Origin of the sequence: Sphaerisporangium fuscum, from assembly GCF_018531465.1 — a bacterium.
GTDB classification, from domain to species: domain Bacteria; phylum Actinomycetota; class Actinomycetes; order Streptosporangiales; family Streptosporangiaceae; genus Sphaerisporangium; species Sphaerisporangium fuscum.
Window position 1 is genome coordinate 23,465 of record NZ_JAHDTF010000056.1, and the last position, 17,358, is coordinate 40,822.

At 72.9% G+C, this 17,358-nt stretch carries 11 protein-coding genes; 7 read left to right on the forward strand and 4 right to left on the reverse strand.

The annotated features are described in order from the left end of the window. Nucleotides 1–7 precede the first annotated feature (7 nt). Nucleotides 8–799 carry a 3-hydroxybutyrate dehydrogenase gene (locus tag KIK05_RS44470; protein WP_214416971.1) on the forward strand — a complete coding sequence of 264 codons (792 nt, stop codon included), beginning with the start codon at nucleotides 8–10 and terminating at the stop codon, nucleotides 797–799. Between the two features lie 56 nt (nucleotides 800–855). Beyond that, nucleotides 856–2,880, forward strand: a complete 2,025-nt coding sequence (locus KIK05_RS44475) for a helix-turn-helix domain-containing protein (protein ID WP_250564492.1) — start codon at nucleotides 856–858, stop codon at nucleotides 2,878–2,880. A gap of 47 nt (nucleotides 2,881–2,927) precedes the next feature. Here KIK05_RS44475 and KIK05_RS44480 read toward each other — a convergent pair whose 3' ends face one another. The 3 genes from KIK05_RS44480 to KIK05_RS44490 all read right to left on the reverse strand — a co-directional run bounded on the left by KIK05_RS44480 (nucleotide 2,928) and on the right by KIK05_RS44490 (nucleotide 7,346). Then, nucleotides 2,928–3,383, reverse strand: coding sequence for an SPW repeat protein (locus tag KIK05_RS44480; protein ID WP_214416973.1), 456 nt, complete (start codon nucleotides 3,381–3,383; stop codon nucleotides 2,928–2,930). Nucleotides 3,384–3,618: 235 nt separating this feature from the next. Beyond that, nucleotides 3,619–4,116, reverse strand: a complete 498-nt coding sequence (locus tag KIK05_RS44485) for a MarR family winged helix-turn-helix transcriptional regulator (protein ID WP_214416974.1) — start codon at nucleotides 4,114–4,116, stop codon at nucleotides 3,619–3,621. Between the two features lie 140 nt (nucleotides 4,117–4,256). Continuing rightward, a complete protein-coding gene (locus tag KIK05_RS44490; RefSeq protein WP_214416975.1) occupies nucleotides 4,257–7,346 on the reverse strand; it encodes an AfsR/SARP family transcriptional regulator in 3,090 nt (1,029 codons plus the stop codon). A gap of 1,173 nt (nucleotides 7,347–8,519) precedes the next feature. On the opposite strand from KIK05_RS44490, the gene KIK05_RS44495 reads away from it, so the two are divergent. From KIK05_RS44495 to KIK05_RS44505, 3 genes are all read left to right on the forward strand, one after another. Beyond that, on the forward strand, nucleotides 8,520–8,870 hold the full coding sequence (locus KIK05_RS44495) for a hydroxyisourate hydrolase (protein ID WP_214416976.1): 351 nt from the start codon (nucleotides 8,520–8,522) through the stop codon (nucleotides 8,868–8,870). 187 nt (nucleotides 8,871–9,057) lie between these two features. Next, the gene (locus tag KIK05_RS44500; protein ID WP_214416977.1) at nucleotides 9,058–10,821 is read left to right on the forward strand and encodes a 2-isopropylmalate synthase; all 1,764 of its coding nucleotides are present in this window, start codon (nucleotides 9,058–9,060) and stop codon (nucleotides 10,819–10,821) included. Between the two features lie 209 nt (nucleotides 10,822–11,030). After that, the gene (locus tag KIK05_RS44505) at nucleotides 11,031–13,820 is read left to right on the forward strand and encodes a helix-turn-helix transcriptional regulator (RefSeq protein ID WP_214416978.1); all 2,790 of its coding nucleotides are present in this window, start codon (nucleotides 11,031–11,033) and stop codon (nucleotides 13,818–13,820) included. A gap of 16 nt (nucleotides 13,821–13,836) precedes the next feature. On the opposite strand, the gene KIK05_RS44510 is transcribed toward KIK05_RS44505, so the two are convergent. After that, the gene (locus tag KIK05_RS44510; RefSeq protein WP_214416979.1) at nucleotides 13,837–15,096 is read right to left on the reverse strand and encodes an NsdA family TPR-like regulatory protein; all 1,260 of its coding nucleotides are present in this window, start codon (nucleotides 15,094–15,096) and stop codon (nucleotides 13,837–13,839) included. Nucleotides 15,097–15,207: 111 nt separating this feature from the next. On the opposite strand from KIK05_RS44510, the gene KIK05_RS44515 reads away from it, so the two are divergent. Continuing rightward, entirely contained in the window at nucleotides 15,208–15,882 is a 675-nt protein-coding gene (locus tag KIK05_RS44515; RefSeq protein WP_214416980.1) for a YoaK family protein, read from the forward strand. A 177-nt stretch (nucleotides 15,883–16,059) separates the two neighbouring features. Next, nucleotides 16,060–17,247 carry a hypothetical protein gene (locus KIK05_RS44520; protein WP_250564493.1) on the forward strand — a complete coding sequence of 396 codons (1,188 nt, stop codon included), beginning with the start codon at nucleotides 16,060–16,062 and terminating at the stop codon, nucleotides 17,245–17,247. Nucleotides 17,248–17,358 lie beyond the last annotated feature (111 nt).

The following is a 17,358-nucleotide window of genomic DNA, read 5'->3' on the forward strand; positions in this document are numbered from 1 at the left end:
GGAGGAGATGGCTGTGAGTTCGACGAGCGTGATCCCAGGGAAGGTTGCCGAGGTGGATCTGACCGGCCGGCGTGCACTGGTGACGGGCGCGGCGAGCGGCATCGGCAGGGCCTGCGCCCGGCGGCTCGCCGGCGCGGGGGCCCGGGTCGTGGTCCTCGACGTCCGCGAGGAGGCGGCGCGGGAGGTCGCCGGCGAGATCGGCGGCACCGCCCTGGCCGCCGACCTGACCGATCTGGCCGCCGTGGACGCCCTCGACTGCGGCGAGGTGGACATCCTGGTCAACAACGCGGGGTTCCAGCACGTCGCGCCGATCACCGAGTTCCCTCCCGAGGTCTTCTCCGCGATCATGAAGATCATGGTGGAGACGCCGTTCCGCCTGGCCCGGCGGGCGCTGCCCGGCATGTACGAGCGGGGCTGGGGGCGGGTGGTCAACATCTCCTCGGTGCACGGCCTGCGCGCCTCGCCGTACAAGGTCGCCTACGTCACCGCCAAGCACGCCCTGGAGGGGCTCTCCAAGGTGATCGCCCTGGAGGGGGCCGGGCACGGGGTGACGTCCAACTGCGTCAACCCCGCCTACGTGCGCACCCCCCTGGTCGAGGAGCAGATCGCCGACCAGGCCCGCCTCCACGGCCTCTCGCCGGAGGAGGTGGTCGAGCAGGTGATGCTGGCCCCGGCCGCCGTCCGGCGCCTGATCGAACCGGACGAGGTCGCCGAGGCGGTGGCCTATCTCTGCTCGCCGCAGGCCTCCATGATCACCGGGACGTCCCTCGTCATGGACGGCGGCTGGACGGCGCACTGAGCGCACCGAAGGGACGGCATTCGGGGGCGAACGTGATCAAGGGGACAATGAACCCCATGTCCTGCACCGCCTTTCTCGAACTCCTCGCCAGGGAGGCCCCGGCCGTGGAGTTCGAGGCGCCGCTGGTCGAGGCCCGCGCGGCGGGCGCGCCGCCCGAGGTCCTCGCCGAGCTCGACCGCGCCAAGCTCGCCGCGCTGCGCGTGCGCGCCCTGCTCGAACGGCGGGCCCGCCGCGAGGCGGAGCTGTCGGCGCTGTTCGAGACCGCCGGCGACCTCGCCGGGCTGCGCGACGTGAACGCCGTGCTGGAGGCCATCGTCCGGCGGGCACGCAGGCTGCTCAACGCCGACGTCTCCTACATGACCCTGCACGACGCCGAGCGGGGCGACACCTACATGCGGGTCACCGACGGCTCGGTGTCGGCGGCCTTCCGCACCCTCCGGCTCCCCATGGGCGCGGGGCTGGGCGGGCTCGTCGCCCAGACAGGCACCCCCTACGCCAGCGCCGACTACTTCGCCGACGAGCGGTTCCGCCACCAGAGGCACATCGACGTCGCCGTGCAGGAGGAGGCCCTGGTCGCCATCCTCGGCGTGCCGATGCGCCTGGGCGCCGAGATCATCGGCGTGCTGTTCGCGGCCAACCGCGGCGCCCGGCCGTTCGCCCAGGAGGAGATCGCGCTGCTCGGCTCCCTCGCCGCGCACGCCGCCGTCGCCCTGGACAACGCGCGGCTGCTGGAGGAGACCCGGACGGCGCTCGGCGAGCTGAGCTCGGCCAACCGGCTCATGCAGGCGCGCAGCGCCGCCGTCGAGCGCGCCGCCCAGGCCCACGACCGGATGACCGAGCTCGTCGTCCGGGGCGGCGGTGTGGAGGACGTCGCGGCCGTCGTCACCGACATCCTCGGCGGCGCCCTCATCGTCCTGGACGCCGGCGGCCGCCGCCTGGCCGCCGTCGGCAACGCCGGCGACCTCGACGAGGCGGAGGTGGCCGGGGCCGCCGCGGCGTCCCGGGGGCTCGGCCGTACCGTGCGGCGCGGTGACCTGTGGGTGACCTCGGTGGCCTCCGGCCCGGAGATCCTCGGCACCCTCGTCCACCGCACCGGTGCCGCGGCCGACGGCGGGCGCCATCCCGGCGAGGGGGCCGCCGACCACCGGGCGCCGGAACGCGCGCCCGACGGCGCCTCCGGCACCGACCAGCGCATCCTGGAGCGCGCCGCCGTGGTCACCGCGCTGCTCCTGCTCTTCCGCCGCACGGCCGCCGCCGCCGAGGGGAGGGTGCGCGGGGAACTGCTGGACGACCTGCTCACCGGCAGGGCCGTCGACTCCGACGCCCTGTACGGCCGGGCACGCCTCCTCGGGGTGGACCTCGACGCCCCGCACGTCCTCGTGGTGGCCAAGCACGGGGATCCGGCCCGGCGGGGACGCCCCGACTTCCCGGCGCACGGCCGGGCGGCCACGTGGGAGTCGCCCGACGCCGGCTCCGTGAACGGGCGCGCGGCGTTCTGGGCGTCCTCCGACGCGGCCGCCCGGCACGGCCTGGTGGCGGCGCGGGGCGAGGAGACGATCCTGCTCCTGCCCGGCGCCGACCCGGGCGCCGCCGCCCAGCGGGTCGCCAGGGAGCTCGGGGCGTCGCTGGGAGCGCCGGTCACGGCGGGCGCGGCGGGTCCCGTCCAGGGCCCGGCCACCGTCGCCGGGGCCTACGCCGAGGCGCGGCGCTGCGCCGATGCCCTGGTCGCGCTCGGACGCGCCGGGGAGGGGGCCGGCTCCGGCGAGCTCGGCTTCGTCGGCCTGCTCATCGGCCGCGACCGGGACGTCGAGGGCTTCCTCGACTCGGTCCTCGGCCCCGTCCTGGGGTACGACCGGCGGCGCGGCACCGCGCTCGTGCAGACGCTGGAGGCGTACTTCGGCACCGGCTCCAATCTGTCGCGAACCGCCGAGCGCCTGCACATCCACGTCAACACCGTCACCCAGCGCCTGGACCGTGTGGGCAGGCTCCTGGGCGAAGGCTGGCAGTCCCCGGAACGGGCCCTGGAGATCCAGCTCGCCCTCCGCCTCAACCGGCTGCGTCCCGGATCCGAAGGGCGGTGAACGTACTCCGGCGCGGGCCGGGGCACGGCCCACGCCGGAGGACGGGATCAACGCCGATAGGGCGACAGGAGGCCGACCCCGAGGCCGGCCAGACCGCACACGGTGATGATGGCGCCGATTGTGGCGTTGCTGACGGTCTGCGCAGTGGTCGCTCCATGTTCCGGCAGCACCCAGGGCGCGACGATCGTCCAGACCCCGATGATCGGCGTCACCCAGCTGAAGCCGTGGGTGCGGCCGAACGCGGATGCGAACCCGGCGGCGAGAAGCGCCAGGGCGACCCCGAGGACCAAGTTGTTGACGGTCAGCGTCGTACGCCCGAAGAAACCGACGACCCACGGCGAGATGGCCAGATACAGGCCGCTTAGGAATGTCAGGCCACTGACGACCCGCGCGACCGGCATCTCGGCCGCCAGGTCGTAGTGGGCGCGCATCGCGGCGATGTCCGGGTGCCGCTCAAGGTCCATCGGCGAGCGAGTAGCCATCTCGTTCACCACCTTTCTCATCCAGAGAATTGGACAATTTCCCCCTTCCCTCTATAAGTCAGGCTGATTCCGGCACAGTGCAATAGTTTGGGAAAGGCGGTGTCCGGAACAGTCTCCGGCGACCTGCGCCGGAGGCTGAACCATACGGCGACGGGTATGACGAGCTCCGGCACGACCTCGGCGTCGGCGACACGCCATGCTGGGGGTGCTGTCGGGGGGACGCGGTACGGCCGGTCCGGGGAGGGTGGCGGTGACCTCAGGGTTCGGGCCAGCCCAGCGGGAAGGGCGTCCGCGCGGAGGCCTCGCCGCCCGCCTCGCTGAACGCCTGCATGGCGGTGATCAGGGCCTGCCGCTGCGAGACCGGGATGCGGGCGACTATGCCGGCGATCTCGTTCCTGCGCCGGGCCATCACCTCCTCGGTGATGCGCAGCCCCTGACCGGTCAGCCGCAGCAGGCTCTCACGCCGGTTGTGGGGGTTGACGACCCGGCTCACGAGCTCCGCGGCGGCCAGGCGGTCGACCATCCGCATGGCGGTGGAGGGATTGACGCCCAGCCGCTCGGCCAGCGCGACCAGATTGGTCTCGCCCCGGCCGATGACCATGAGCATGCGGAACTGCGGCAGGGTCACCTTGTCCTCCACCGAGGCCAGCGAACGCGCCGAGACGGCGACCAGCACCCGTGAGGCCGTCAGCAGCGCGGAGGTGATCGCCTCAAGATCGTTTCCAGGGCCGATGTGGTCGGCATGCCGCGTCATCGAGACCGTTCCCAACCGCCGAGTGCGTCAAAGAGTGACATAACCTCCCGAGGGCTTGGTCATGCCATCGGGATGCCCGGCGCCTCCCTCCCCGCGGTGCCGGGCCCGGTGTCCTGCGACGGCGATGCTGAGCCCGGCCCCTACGCGGACGGCAGATCCTTCCACGCCGGGGCGTCGAGCAGATCGGTGAGCTGGCTCTTGAGCTGCTGGGCCACGGGGGCGTCCATCTTGTCGGTCAGGGCGACCGCGTGGGAGATCGCGTCCTGGGCGGCCGCCTCGTCCCCGGCCGCTCGATGGGACTCGGCGAGCATGATCAGGGTGCGTGCCTCGTGGAGCGGCATGTGCATCTGGCGGAACAGCGACAGCGCCTGCTCGAAGTGGATCACCCCCTCGAGGGAGTCCTGCTTGGCCAGGGCGAGCTCGCCGAGCCCGAGCTGCACCCGCGCCTCCACCAGTTGCTCGCTGGAGGTGCTCGCCAGCAGCAGGGCCCCCCGCAGCGCGCTGTCGGCCTCGTCCAGCTCCCCTCGCCGGAGCCGGGCGATGCCGAGACCGTGCAGTGTGTAGGCCTCGCCGGTCGGATCGCCGCTGTTCCTGACGACGGTCAGCGCCTCGTCGAACACCTCCGCCGCCAGGGCGGGCTGGTCCGACTGCAGGTAGGTGTGGCCGATCCGGTGCAGCACCTGCGCCTCCACCCGCCGGGAGCCGCTCCTGTGGCTCAGCTCCAGCGCCTCCGTCAGGAGCCGCTGCGCGCCCGGCAGATCGTCGAACTCCAGGCGGAGCTGGGCCAGGTTGTGCAGCACGTACGCCGACGCCACCTGGTCGCCGGTATCTCGGAAGATCTGCAGCGCCCGTTTGTAGTGCGCCTCCGCGTCGGAGAAGTGGCCGCTGAGACGGTCCAGGAACCCCATGATCTTGATGACGAGCCCCTCGCCCTGGCTGTCTCCGACCTCGCCGAACAGCTGGACCGCCGCCTCGAAGTCGCACCGCGCGTCGCCGTACCGCTGTTCGGTGGTGTACAGCGTGCCCCGGGAGTACAGCATCGCGGCCTGCCCGCGTTTGTCCTGGGCCTGCCGGGCGGCGGTCAGCGCGATCTGGTGCGTCTCGCGCCAGTCGTCGAGGTACACACGCGACTCGAACAACGTCACCGAGCTGATCGCCAGATCCCAGCACAGGTCGACGAAGCCCGCCTGCGCGGCCTGGCGGATGCCGGACACGAGCATGATGCGCTCCCGCTCGTACCACTGCAGGGGCGAGGCGACGAGCTGGTCGACCAGCCGGCCCGGGAGCGGCCAGCGCTCGGCCTCGCTGTGGATCTGCACGTAGTCGCCGCCGTACTCCCGGCGGTGCGCCGCCTCGGCGAGGAACAGCAGCCCGCCGAGGACACGCCTGAGCGCGGCGTTGCGCTCGGCGGGGGACTCCTCGGCGGCGAGGCGTTCGCGCGCGAACACGCGGATCAGGTCGTGGAAGCGGTACTGGCTGTGCACGCCGTGCCCGGGGCCGGTGGTCTCGATGAGCTGCGCGTCGGCGAGGTCGTCCAGCAGGTCCTCGGCGTCGGCGAGAGGCTGGTCGAGCAGGGCGGCGCTCACCCAGCCGGAGAAGATCTGGGAGTCGAGGAGCGTCAGGCGGCGGAACAGCCGGCGCGCGTCCTCACCGACGCTGTCGTAGGTCAGCGAGATGCTCGCCCGGATGCCCATCTCGCCGTGCTTGAGCTCGTCCAGCCGGCGCGTCTCGTCCTCCAGGCGGCTGACCAGCTGCTCGACGCTCCAGTGCGGGCGGGCCGACAGCCGCGCGCCCGCGATGCGCAGGGCCAGCGGCAGGTGCCCGCACAGCTCCGCGAGCGCCTCGGCGGCCTCGATCTCCGACTGCACCCGTTCGATGCCGGCGATGCGGGACAACAGGTTGACCGACTGGTCGGAGTCCAGAACGTCCACATCGACGTGGACGGCCCCGGCGAGCCCGGCCAGGCGGCTGCGGCTGGTGATGACGACGGCGGAGGCGGGATTGCCGGGCAGCAGGGGGAGCACCTGGCTCTCGCTGCCCGCGTCGTCGAGGACGATCAGGATCCGCCGGTCGGCCAGCAGGGCGCGGTACATCTCCGCGCGCTCCTCCAGATCGTCCGGTATCGCGGTTCCGGACACGCCGAGCACGCGTAAGAAGCGCTCCAGCACCTGCATGGTGCTGGCGGGGCGGGGCGCCCCGCCGTGCAGGTCGGCGAAGAGCTGCCCGTGGGGGAAGCGGTCGGCCACGGTGTGGGAGGCGTGGACGGCGATGGCCGTCTTGCCGATGCCGGGCTTGCCGACGATCACGATGACGGGCACGGCGAACCGGGAGTGGTCCTCGGTGACCAGCATCAGCCGCTGCCGGATGTCCTCGATCTGCTTGGTGCGGCCGGTGAAGTCGGCGATGTCGGTGGGCAGCATCCCGGGCACGCTCGGCACGCTGACCGGGGCCGGGATCTCCACCTTGCCGGGCGGCGCGGGCGGGTCGAGGCTCTCGTCGGAGGTCAGGATCGCGTGCTCGAGCTGCTGGAGCCGCTCGTTGGGCTCGATGCCGAGCTCCTCGATCATGGTACGGCGGGCGTTGCGGTACACCTGCAGCGCCTCCGCCTGCCTGCCCGAGCGGTACAGGGCGGTCATCAGCTGGCCGCGCAGCCGTTCGCGCAGCGGGTACTCCTCGGTCAGCTCGGTGAGCTCGCCGACCAGCTCGTGGTGCCGGCCGAGGTCGAGTTCCAGCTGGATGCAGTCCTCGTTGGCGGTGATGCGGTCCTCGGTGAGCCTGCTCGCCGCCGCCTGCACGAGCCTGCTGTCGATGCCGTCCAGGGCCGGCCCCCGCCACAGGGCCAGCGCCTCGCGATAGTGCCGTATCGCCTCGTTGACGTTGCGGGCCTCGCGCGCGGTGCGGGCCCGCTGCACGAGACTTTCGAACCGCTGGGCGTCGATCTGGCCGGCCGCCACCCTGATGGAATAACCCAGCGACTGGGTGGAGATCATGTCGGGACTTCCGTTGGCGGCGAACAGGCGCCGCAGCGAGGAAATGCAGATCTGAACCTGGGCGCGTGCCGTGGTGGGCGGCTCGTCGCCGTAGATCGCCTCCATGAGCCTGCCGATGGTGACGACCCTGTTGGCGTCGAGGAGAAGGACCGCGAGCACGATCTGCTGCCTGATTCCGCCGAGGTCGAGCCGATGATTGCCGGCGGACGCCTCAAGGGACCCCAGAATTCCGAATTCCACCTGCTTCTCCTCGCAAAAAGCTCGCGGGCCGTCCGGAAGTTTGCTCAATCCTCCGATGCGAGAGGCAACAGATGCGCGGTTCCAGGAGAGATCCGCCCCGTATGGCATTCCGCTGTACCATGACACACGACCGCCCGCGTGTACTTTCGGCCGCAGCCCGGTCACATATAGCGATGTCACTTATGTCTGGATAGTACTACTATAAGTGGTTCCGAGCTATATAGAGTCTACGAATACTTCCTGTGACCGGCATAGTCAATCGCCTGTGACCTCTGGTGATGGCGGCCGGGCTGCCTGATTGGTGATATGTCGCTTTTGGCGTAGTTCGGCGAGAGATGTTCTGCGGTATTAGCGGGAGCGGGAGAGGAACGAGCGGGACCGGCGGCAGGGGGCGGCGGCTTTCCGCTCACGGGACGGCGAGGGCTCGGCTTTCGGGCGGGAGGGCGAGGAGGCTTTCCGGCCGGAGGACCGGCTTTCGGGTCGGAGGGCGGCCGGGTCGGGCTTTCCGGCGGCGCGAGGGACGAGAGAGGTTTCCGCCGGGACGGGTGCCGTTCTCCGGGATGGCGGCTTTCGCCGAGGGTGCGCTATCGGCCGGCCGTCAGCCCCACGGCGTGCCCGCCGACCGTCCCGCGCGGGGGGCCGCGATGTCGGTGGCGGCGCGGAGGACGGCCCGGAAGACGCTGCTGGCGGCGGGAGCGATCATTTCTCGACCTCTTCTTGCGTCGGGGCTTTCTTCGGCCGATCGGCTGAAGCACCGTCAACGTAGAAAGCGCCGCCATTCACTCCTTATCGGATCTCTTCTGGCCTGCCATCTTCCCAGCTCATCCCGCTATTCCCTGGCATTTGCTCACTTGTCGATATTCCAGCGGTGAAGGGTTCGCCTCCGCGCGCCATACTCGGTGAAAAGCGGTCTGACCTGCGAAGACGTGCTTCCGTCAGGGCCGCGGGACGGCCGGCGATAGGCGTGCGAAAGCGGATCGATAGCGGGGTCCGGCACTCTGGCGCGCAAGCCGGGACCGGGCGTGCGTCGGCACCCTTGCCCCGGTCCCGTACGCGTCGGTGCAGGGACGGAAGGACGCCGGACCGCGTGCGCGTCGCGCGGGGAGGGCGGAGGCGACCGGCGCGTTCGTTCACAGGGATGCGTGGAGCTGTCCGTTACGGCGGGCCCGGCAGATGGGTTTCAACGAGATGAGCATTACGGCGCAGGCACTTGACGGCGTTTACGGCCGATCGGCCGCGGGTGTGCGGGCGCGCCTGGAACGCGACGGCATCGGCGGATGGCAGGATCTCGCCGACGCGGAGACCGACAGCGAGGGCCGGATCAGCGAGTGGCGGGACAAGAAGCTTGAACGCGGTCTATATCGGATCGTTTTCGACAGTGACTACTACTTCGTCGGTCTGGGCCTGACCGCCGCCTATCCCGAGATAATCGTCACTTTTCGGATGCAGGACGAGACCGACGCCTATCAGATCCAGGTAATGCTCTCCCCGTACTCCTATTCGACCCATTTCCGGATCTCATGATCCGCAGGACTGGGTACGCCTGTTCTCCGCACGAGCCGGCCCGGACATTCCCTGGCCGGACGCTGTATGCGTGTACGGCCCGGATCGATGAGGGCGACGCGCGGAGAACAGGCGGAGTGGGGACGCCCGGTCCGTACCCCGGCCCGCGGGAGGTGTCCCGCCGGCCGGGCACAGAAGGGAACCGACAGTGAGAACCGCGAACCCCGCGCCGCGGGGCCCCCACACCGCCGCCGGCTCGCCGGCCTCCCGGTACCGCCCGCCCGCGCCCGTCACCCTCGCCGGCCGGCGCTGGCCCGACAACGCCGTCACGGCGTCGCCGCGCTGGCTGTCCACCGACCTGCGCGACGGCAACCAGTCCCTCGCCCGGCCGATGAGCCCCGACCGCAAGCTGGAGATGTTCGAGCTGCTGGTGCGCATGGGGTACCGGGAGATCGAGGTCGGCTTCCCGGTCGCCAGCCAGGACGACTTCACGTTCGTGCGCACGCTCGTCGAGCGCGACCTGATCCCCGACGACGTGCGCGTCTCCGTTCTCGTCCAGGCCCGCGACGAGCTGATCAGGCGCACGGTGGAGAGCCTCGAGGGCGCCCCGCGTGCCACGATCCACCTCTACAACGCGACCTCCCCGCTGTTCCGGCGGCTGGTGTTCGGGACGAGCCGGGACGAGTGCAAGGACCTGGCGGTGCAGGGCGCGCACCTTGTCATGAAATATGCAGACAAACTGCTCGGTGACTGCGATCTCGGTTTCCAGTACTCCCCGGAGCTGTTCAACGAGACCGAGCTCGACTTCTCGCTGGAGGTCTGCGAGGCGGTGATGGACGTCTGGCAGCCGGAGGCCGGGCGCGAGATCATCCTCAACTTCCCGACCACCGTCGAGCGGGCGCTGCCGAACGTCTTCGCCGACCAGATCGAGTGGCTGGACCGCAACCTCTCGCGCCGGGAGCACCTCTGCCTTTCCGTCCACCCCCACAACGACCGGGGGACGGGCGTCGCGGCGGCCGAGCTCGCGCTGCTGGCCGGGGCCGAGCGCGTCGAGGGCTGCCTGTTCGGCAACGGGGAGCGGGCCGGCAACGTCTGCCTGGTCACCCTCGGGCTCAACCTGCTCACCCACGGGGTGGACCCCGGAGTCGACTTCTCCGACCTCGACGCCGTCCGCCGGACCGTCGAGCGCTGCAACGGCATCGCCGTCCACCCCCGCCACCCCTACGGCGGCGACCTCGTCCACACCGCCTTCTCCGGGTCGCACCAGGACGCGATCAAGAAGGGCTTCGACGCCCGCGACCGGGCGGGAGCCGAGGCCACCGGCCTCCCCTGGGACGTGCCCTACCTCCCCATCGACCCGCGCGACGTCGGACGCGCCTACGAGGCGGTGGTGCGCATCACCAGCCAGTCGGGCAAGGGCGGCGTCGCGTACGTCCTGAGCGCGCGGCACGGCATGAACCCGCCGCGCGCGATGCAGGCCGAGTTCGCCCGCGTGGTGCAGGCGCGGGCGGACGCCGAGGGCGGCGAGATCGCGCCGGAGGAGATCGGCGGCCTGTTCGCCCGGGAGTACTTCGAGTACCCCGCCCTGCCCGTCCCGCTGGTGTTCGCGGGGCGGCTGGTCACGGCCGAGCTCCACGTCGACGGCGAGCCGTTCGACCTGGGCGAGGCCAGAGCCGCCCTGGTGCGCGGAGTGGCGGACGCGCTCGCCGACTGGGGGGTGGAGGTGCGGGCCGTCCACCACGCCGCGGGTGCCCCGGCGGCCGCCGGCCGCGAGGCGGACGAGCGCGTGGTCGTGTACGCCGAGTGCCGCGTGGACGGCGAGACGGCGTGGGGGGCGGGCGCCGGGCCCGACGCGGCGGCGGCCTGCCTGCCGGCCGTGCGCGCCGCCGTCACCCGCGTGTACCTCGCGACGGCGACGTGCGGCGTGCCCGCGCCCCGCCCGTCCGGCACGCCGGCGATAGCCGCGCGATAAAGAGCCGAAGGTGGCGCGGATTAGCGTGACGATCGTCAAAGCGGACAAGTCCGGCTAATGGGAAAGGCGCCACGATCGTGCGGCGAGCTCAGCTCAGAAAACGGTGGACGGGACCCGATTCATCGGGCCCGTGCCCCTCGGCTGGCTATCGGCCGCTTTTCTGATCCGCGGCGGCATGGGTTTTTCGTCGGGAAAAAGGGAGGCTCGTGATGAGCCTGATCGATCGGCATGAGGCGTTGGCCTCCTTGGAGGGATTACTAGCCAGCGCGATCATGGGCAAGGGCCGGGTCGCCCTGGTCAGCGGACCCGTCGCGACCGGCAAGAGCAGGCTGCTGCACTCCTTCGCCGAGCAGGCCGCCGAGCTCGGCGCCCTGCCCATCTCAGCCACCGGCTCGCTCGCCGAGCGCGACCTGCCGCTCGGCGTCCTCGGCCAGCTGATCCAGGACGCCCCGCTGGTGATGGAGGAGCGCGACCGCGCCATGGCGCTCCTCAGCGAAGGCGCCCGCACCACCATCTCGGCCGGCCCCGACGCCGACACCCTGCGGCAGGTCGACGCCCAGATCGTGCACGCCCTGTGCACCGTGCTCCTGGAGCTCTCCGAGCGCTACCCCCTGATGATCGTCGTCGACGACGTCCACCACGCCGACCGCGCCTCCCTGCTCTGCCTGGCCTATCTCGCCCGGCGGGTGCGGTTCGCGTCCATCGTCGCGGTGTTCAGCCACTCCACGCACGCCCGTCACGCCGAGGCGTCGTTCCTGACCGAGCTGGTCAGGCAGCCCCACTGCCGCCGCGTCCAGCTCTCCCCGCTCTCGCAGGCCGGCGTGATGAGCGTCGTGGCCGCCCAGCTCGGCAACGAGCCCGCCGAGCGGTTCGCCGGCGAGTGGTACTCCTACAGCGGCGGCAACCCGCTGCTCGTCAGCGGGCTCGTCGAGGACTACCAGACGGCCATGCGGGCGCTGGGCGAGCCGCCGTCCGAGCTCGTCCCCGGCGAGGGGTACGGCCAGGCGGTCCTGTCCTGCCTGTACCGGGCCGACCCCAAGGTCCTGCGGGTGGCCTGCGGGCTCGGGGTGCTCGGCCGTCCCGACTCGCTCGACCGGCTGCTCGGCGTCACCCCCGAGCACGTCTCCCGCGAACTGCAGTCCCTCGCAGCGGCCGGGGTCCTCGCCGCGGGCCGCTTCCGTCACGAGGCCGCGCGCGCCGCCGTGCTCGCCGAACTGGACGCCGATCAGCGCACCGAACTGCACCGCCGCGCGGCCCTGCTGGCCTACGAGGGCGGCGGCCAGGCCGGCGTCATCGCCGACCACCTCCTGCACGCCGGCCCCGTCGAGGAGCCGTGGGCCGTCGACGTGCTGGAGGAGGCCGCCAGGCACGCGCTGCGGGAGGGCCGGGTCGAGCCCGCCGTGGAGTACCTCCGCCTGGCCCGCAGGGTCTGCCCCGACGAGCAGCAGCGAGTGAGGATCACCACCGCGCTCATGCGGGCGGAGTGGCGCATCAACCCCAGCACGCCGGCCGGGCGCTTCCCCGAGCTGACCGACGCGCTGCACCGCGGGCACCTGCGCGGCGCCGACGCCGTCGTGCTGTCCAAGGCGCTGCTGTGGCACGGCAGGTTCGAGGAGGCCCAGGAGGTGCTCAAGCACCTCGGCAAGCCCGCCGACAAGCTGGACGCCGACACCGTCACCGAGCTGGTGGTCACCCGCCCGTGGCTGCGCTGCTCGTACGCGCCGTTCCTCGCCCACCTGCCCCAGGTCACCGCCGAGCAGTCACGCGCCGCCATCCTCACCGTCGCCGCCTACCGGCGCCTGGAGTCGGCGATCACTCTGGCCGCCGTGCTGACCCGCGGCCCGCGCGAGGAGATCGTCACGGTCGTCGAGCGGATCCTGCGCACCGCCCGGCTCGACGAGATGTCGATGGACACCGTCGAGAGCGCCCTGCTCGCGCTCACCTACGGCGGGCGGCCCGACAAGGCGGCCCCCTGGTGCGACATGTTCATCGACGAGGCCTCCTCCCGGCACGCGCCGAGCAGGAAGGCCCGGCTGTCGGCCATCCGGGCGGAGATCGCGCTGCGCCAGGGCGACATGCTCGGCGCCGAGTTCCACGGCCGCCTCGCGCTCGACACCATCCCGCTGAGCGGCTGGGGGGTCGCCGTCGGCGGACCGCTGTCGAGCCTGGTGATCGCCTCCACCGCGATGGGCAACCACGACGCGGTCAACGAGCTGCTCGACCAGCCCGTGCCCGAGGCGATGTTCCAGACCCGCTGGGGCCTGCACTACCTGCACGCCAGGGGCCGCTACAGCCTGGCCACCGACCACCCCCAGCTCGCCCTGCGGGACTTCCAGCGCTGCGGTGAGCTGATGGGACGCTGGGACCTCGACGTGCCGTGGCTGATCCCGTGGCGGACCGAGGCCGCCGAGGCGTGCCTGCGCCTGGGCAGGCCCGACCAGGCCCGCCGGCTGGTGGAGGACCAGATCAGGCGCTGCGGGAACGGCGCGCCGCGCGTGCACGGCATCGCCATGCGGCTGCTCGCCGCCATCAGCGAGCCCCGGCACCGTCCCATGCTGCTGCGCCAGGCCGGCGACCTGCTGCAGGCGGGCGGCGACCGGTACGAGCTGGCGCGCGTGCTGGTCGACCTCACCGAGGCCTTCCACGCGCTCGGCGAGTACCGGCGCGCCGGGATGATCGGCGGGCGGGCCCGCGCGGTCGCCCAGGAGTGCCACGCCGAACCGCTCGCCCGCACGCTCAGCCGCAACAGCGACACCGCCGCCGCGCCACCCGCCGCGTCCGACACCGCCGACGTCACCGCCGTCCTCAGCGACGCCGAACGGCGGGTCGCGGTGCTGGCGGCCGCCGGGTACACCAACCGCGAGATCGCCGACAAACTGTACGTCACGGTGAGCACGGTCGAGCAGCACCTGACCCGCACCTACCGCAAGCTGGACATCACCAGCCGCGCGGAGCTCCCGTCCACGCTGGAACTCGGCAGCTCCACCACGCCGGCCTGAGACCGCCCCGGCGGCCTCAGGCCACCGAGCGCGGCCCCCACGGCGCCCTCGCCATCACAGTGCGGGGGCGGTGACCCGACAGCAGGCCGCTTCGCGTGAGGCGGAGCTCGCGCAGGGCCCGCGCCGCGCCGGTCTGCCTGGCCAGACCGAGGGCCCGCCGCGCGACCTGCGCCGAACGCTCGCTCTCATGGGCGTCGGCGTAGGCGTGGGCGAGGCGGGCGAGGTCGTAGGCCGTGGCGCGGCCCCACCGGGCCGCGCCCAGCTCGCGCTCCAGGATCTCGATCGCGTCCTCCAGGTGACCGAGGTCGAGCATGCATTCGGCGGCCAGCACGTCGTGCAGGGAGGGGGAGTAGTCGAAGGCGCACCTGCCGCCCTCCTCCGGCTCGGCCCCCGGCGGCTCGGCGGACTCCTCCAGGCGGCGGTGGCACATGTCCTCCTCGCCGGCCAGCGCGTGGCCCTGCGCCTCCCGCAGCCGGGTGATCGCCTCCAGCCGGGGGGACGGCGCGGCGTGCTCGCGCACCGGCCGCTCGCGCGCGGCCACCGCGATCTCGACGACCTCCTCCGGGTCGCTGCCCGGCCCGGTGAGGCCCGCCCGGCCGGCGAGGGTGTACGCCACCAGCCGCTCCTCCTGCGCCCGCTCCGCCTCCCGCCGGGCCCGGTCCGACCAGCGCAGCGCCTCATCCAGGTCGCCCGACTCGTACTCCATGCGGCTGATGGCCTCGGCGTCCTCCGAGGAGAGCATGACCAGCGCCCGGCGCACGGCCGGCCGGGCGTCGGCGCGGAAGCTCTGCAGGACCTCGAACACCGGCGACAGGGCGCGCACCAGGTGCGCCGGCGGACGGTCGGACAGGCCGCAGGCGTCGAGGACGGCGCCGAAGTAGTCAACGGTCCGCTCGTCGGCCCGCGCCGGGTTCTCGATCGCCCGGCCGGTGCTCTCCTCCTCCTCGGGGGTGAACCGGCCCGGGATCAGCGGCACGCCCGTCACGTGGTGCCACAGCGCCGTGCCGGCCGGCTCGCCGGTGTCCCCGAACAGCTCCGCCTCACCCGTCTCGAAGACGCGGCACAACAGCTCCGAGCACCGCTCGTCGGGCCGCCGCTCGCCCGCCTCCCACCGGCGGACCGTCTCGGCCAGATCGGCGCCGGACGGCAGGCGGTCGCGGGTGTCCTCGTCCGCGGCGGCGGTGAGCCTCTCGCCCAGATCCTGCCGGGTCCACAACTTGCCCCGCCGCAACGCCCGCAGCCGCGCGGCCCACAGCGGGATCTCTATGTCGATCATCGCCCCTCCTTCGGGCACGCGGGTGAGCCTCAGGCCTTCCCGCCCGCCTTTCATCCTTCGCCGCCGCCGGCGTCCTCGATATCCCCCAGATGAATAGGGGAGGAAGAAGTCATGACGCCGCTCTTCCGACGCGCCGGGCGCGACCCGCTGCCCCCGGCGCTCCTGGTCATGACCGTGCTGAGCGGCGCGATCGACGCGGTCAGCTACCTCGCGCTGGGGCACGTCTTCACCGTGAACATGACCGGGAACGTGCTCGTCCTCGGGTTCGCCGCCGCCGGAGCCCCCGGGTTCTCCGCCGTCGCCTCGCTGGTGTCGCTGGGCTGCTTCCTCGCCGGGGCCGTCCTCGCCGGCCGCGTCCACCTGCGCCTGCGCTCGCGCCGGGCCCGGTTCGTGGTGGCGGCGTCGGGCGAGGGCGCGGCGCTCGGCGTGGCGGCGGTGGTCGCGGCCGTGGCGGGTCTCGCCACCGCGCCGGAGCGCTACGCGGTGATCGCGCTGCTGGCGGCGGCGATGGGGTCGCGCAACGCCACCGTGCGGCTGCTGGAGGTGCCGGAGCTGACGACCACCGTGATGACGCGCACCCTGGCGTCCCTGGCCGCCGAGTCGCCCCTGGCCGGGGGAGCGGCCCGGGGAGAGGCCCGCCGGGCCGTGTCGGTGCTGTGCCTGATACTCGGCGCCTGCCTGGGGGCCCTGCTCCTGGGCCCCGCCGGGGTCCCGTGGGTGCTCCTCCTCGTCGCCGCCTGCGCCACCCTGACCGCCGTCGCCTACGCCGCCCATCCGGCCGCATAGCCCCCTCTACCTGCGATGACGTCACCGGCGACTCGTTCCGTGACGAGGGCGTGATCGGTATGTGATCGAATACCCGCCATACCGGGCCCGCCGGGCGGCACGCGAGTCCCTGAAATGTGGAAAGAATGTGTATGTAGACGGTCTGGTCCGCACAGGGGAGGCGTGGAGGGGTTGGGCATGCGTGGGGCCGCCGGGCCGATGAGCCTCGAGGGCATCGACCACGCCCTGCGCCGCCGCATGGAGGAACGCGACCGCATCTCGGGCGACCTCCTCGACCTCGAGGGCCACCAGGCCCACCGGCTCCTGTCCGGCATGACCCCCACGGGCGAGACCGGCCGCCGCTGGGAACGGGCGCAGGCCAGGCTGGCCGCCCTGTGGTGGCTCTTCGACGCCTACCGGCGCGTGCTCGACCACGCCCAGGAGCTGCGCGCCGCCTCCCGGCCCGACCTCGGGCGGCTCACCGACCTGATCGCCGGGCCGTCGGTGGAGCTGAAGCCCGACGACGTCCCCGTCGAGAAGCGCTCCCTGCTGCGGCCCGTCGGCGAGTGGGTCACCCTCGACACGGTCCTCGCCCGCATGGACGAGGCGTACCGCGAGGTCGCAGAGACCGTCGCCGCGGCCGACGCCGCGTGGAGCGCCCTGCTGCCGCCGCTCGACGAGGCCGACGCCGGCCGCCGCGCCGCGCGCGCCCTCGCCGCCGACCTCGGCATGTCCGACCCCGAGCTCGACCGCCTCGACGGGGAGGCCGAACGGCTGCGCCGCGCCGTCACCGCCGACCCCCTCGGCTCCGGCGGGCTCGGCGGCGAGCTGGAGGCCCTCTCCCGGGCGGTCGCCGCGCGCCGCGGCGTCCTGGAGCAGGCCGGGCGGATCAGGCAGGAGTACGCCGAGCGCGCCGCCCGTCTGTCCGGGCGCATCGACCAGGTGGCCGAGGCCGAGGAGGAGGCCCGCCGGGTCCGCGACCGCGTCCTCGTCAAGATCGCCTCACCCGTCCTTCCCGATCTCCCCGGCCAGGCGCCCGCCCTGCGCGACCGGCTGGCCGCGCTCGGCACGCTCGACGGCCGCTGGCTGGAGCTGGCCGAGCGCCTGGCCGAGCTGGAGCGCGGCGTCGAGCAGGCGCTGGCGCAGGCGGACGAGGCGGCCCGGTCCATCGGAGGGCTCATCGGCCGCCGCGACGAGCTGCGCGGACGGCTGATCGCCTACCAGGCCAAGGCGGCCCGGCTCGGCCACGCCGAGGACATGGCGCTCGCCGGGCTGTACGGCGCGGCCCGCGACCTGCTCTGGACGGCCCCCTGCGACCTGCGCCGCTCCACCGTGGCGGTGGCGGAGTACCAGAAGGCCGTCGGCCGTATCGAGGAGGCCGGATGAGCGGGGGACGGGGACGCGCGGACGCCGGCGACACGCCGGCCGGTTCCCGCCCGGGCGGCGGAGGCCGCATGAGCGGGCGGGCGCGGCGCCGCGCGAGCGCCGCCGGGGGGT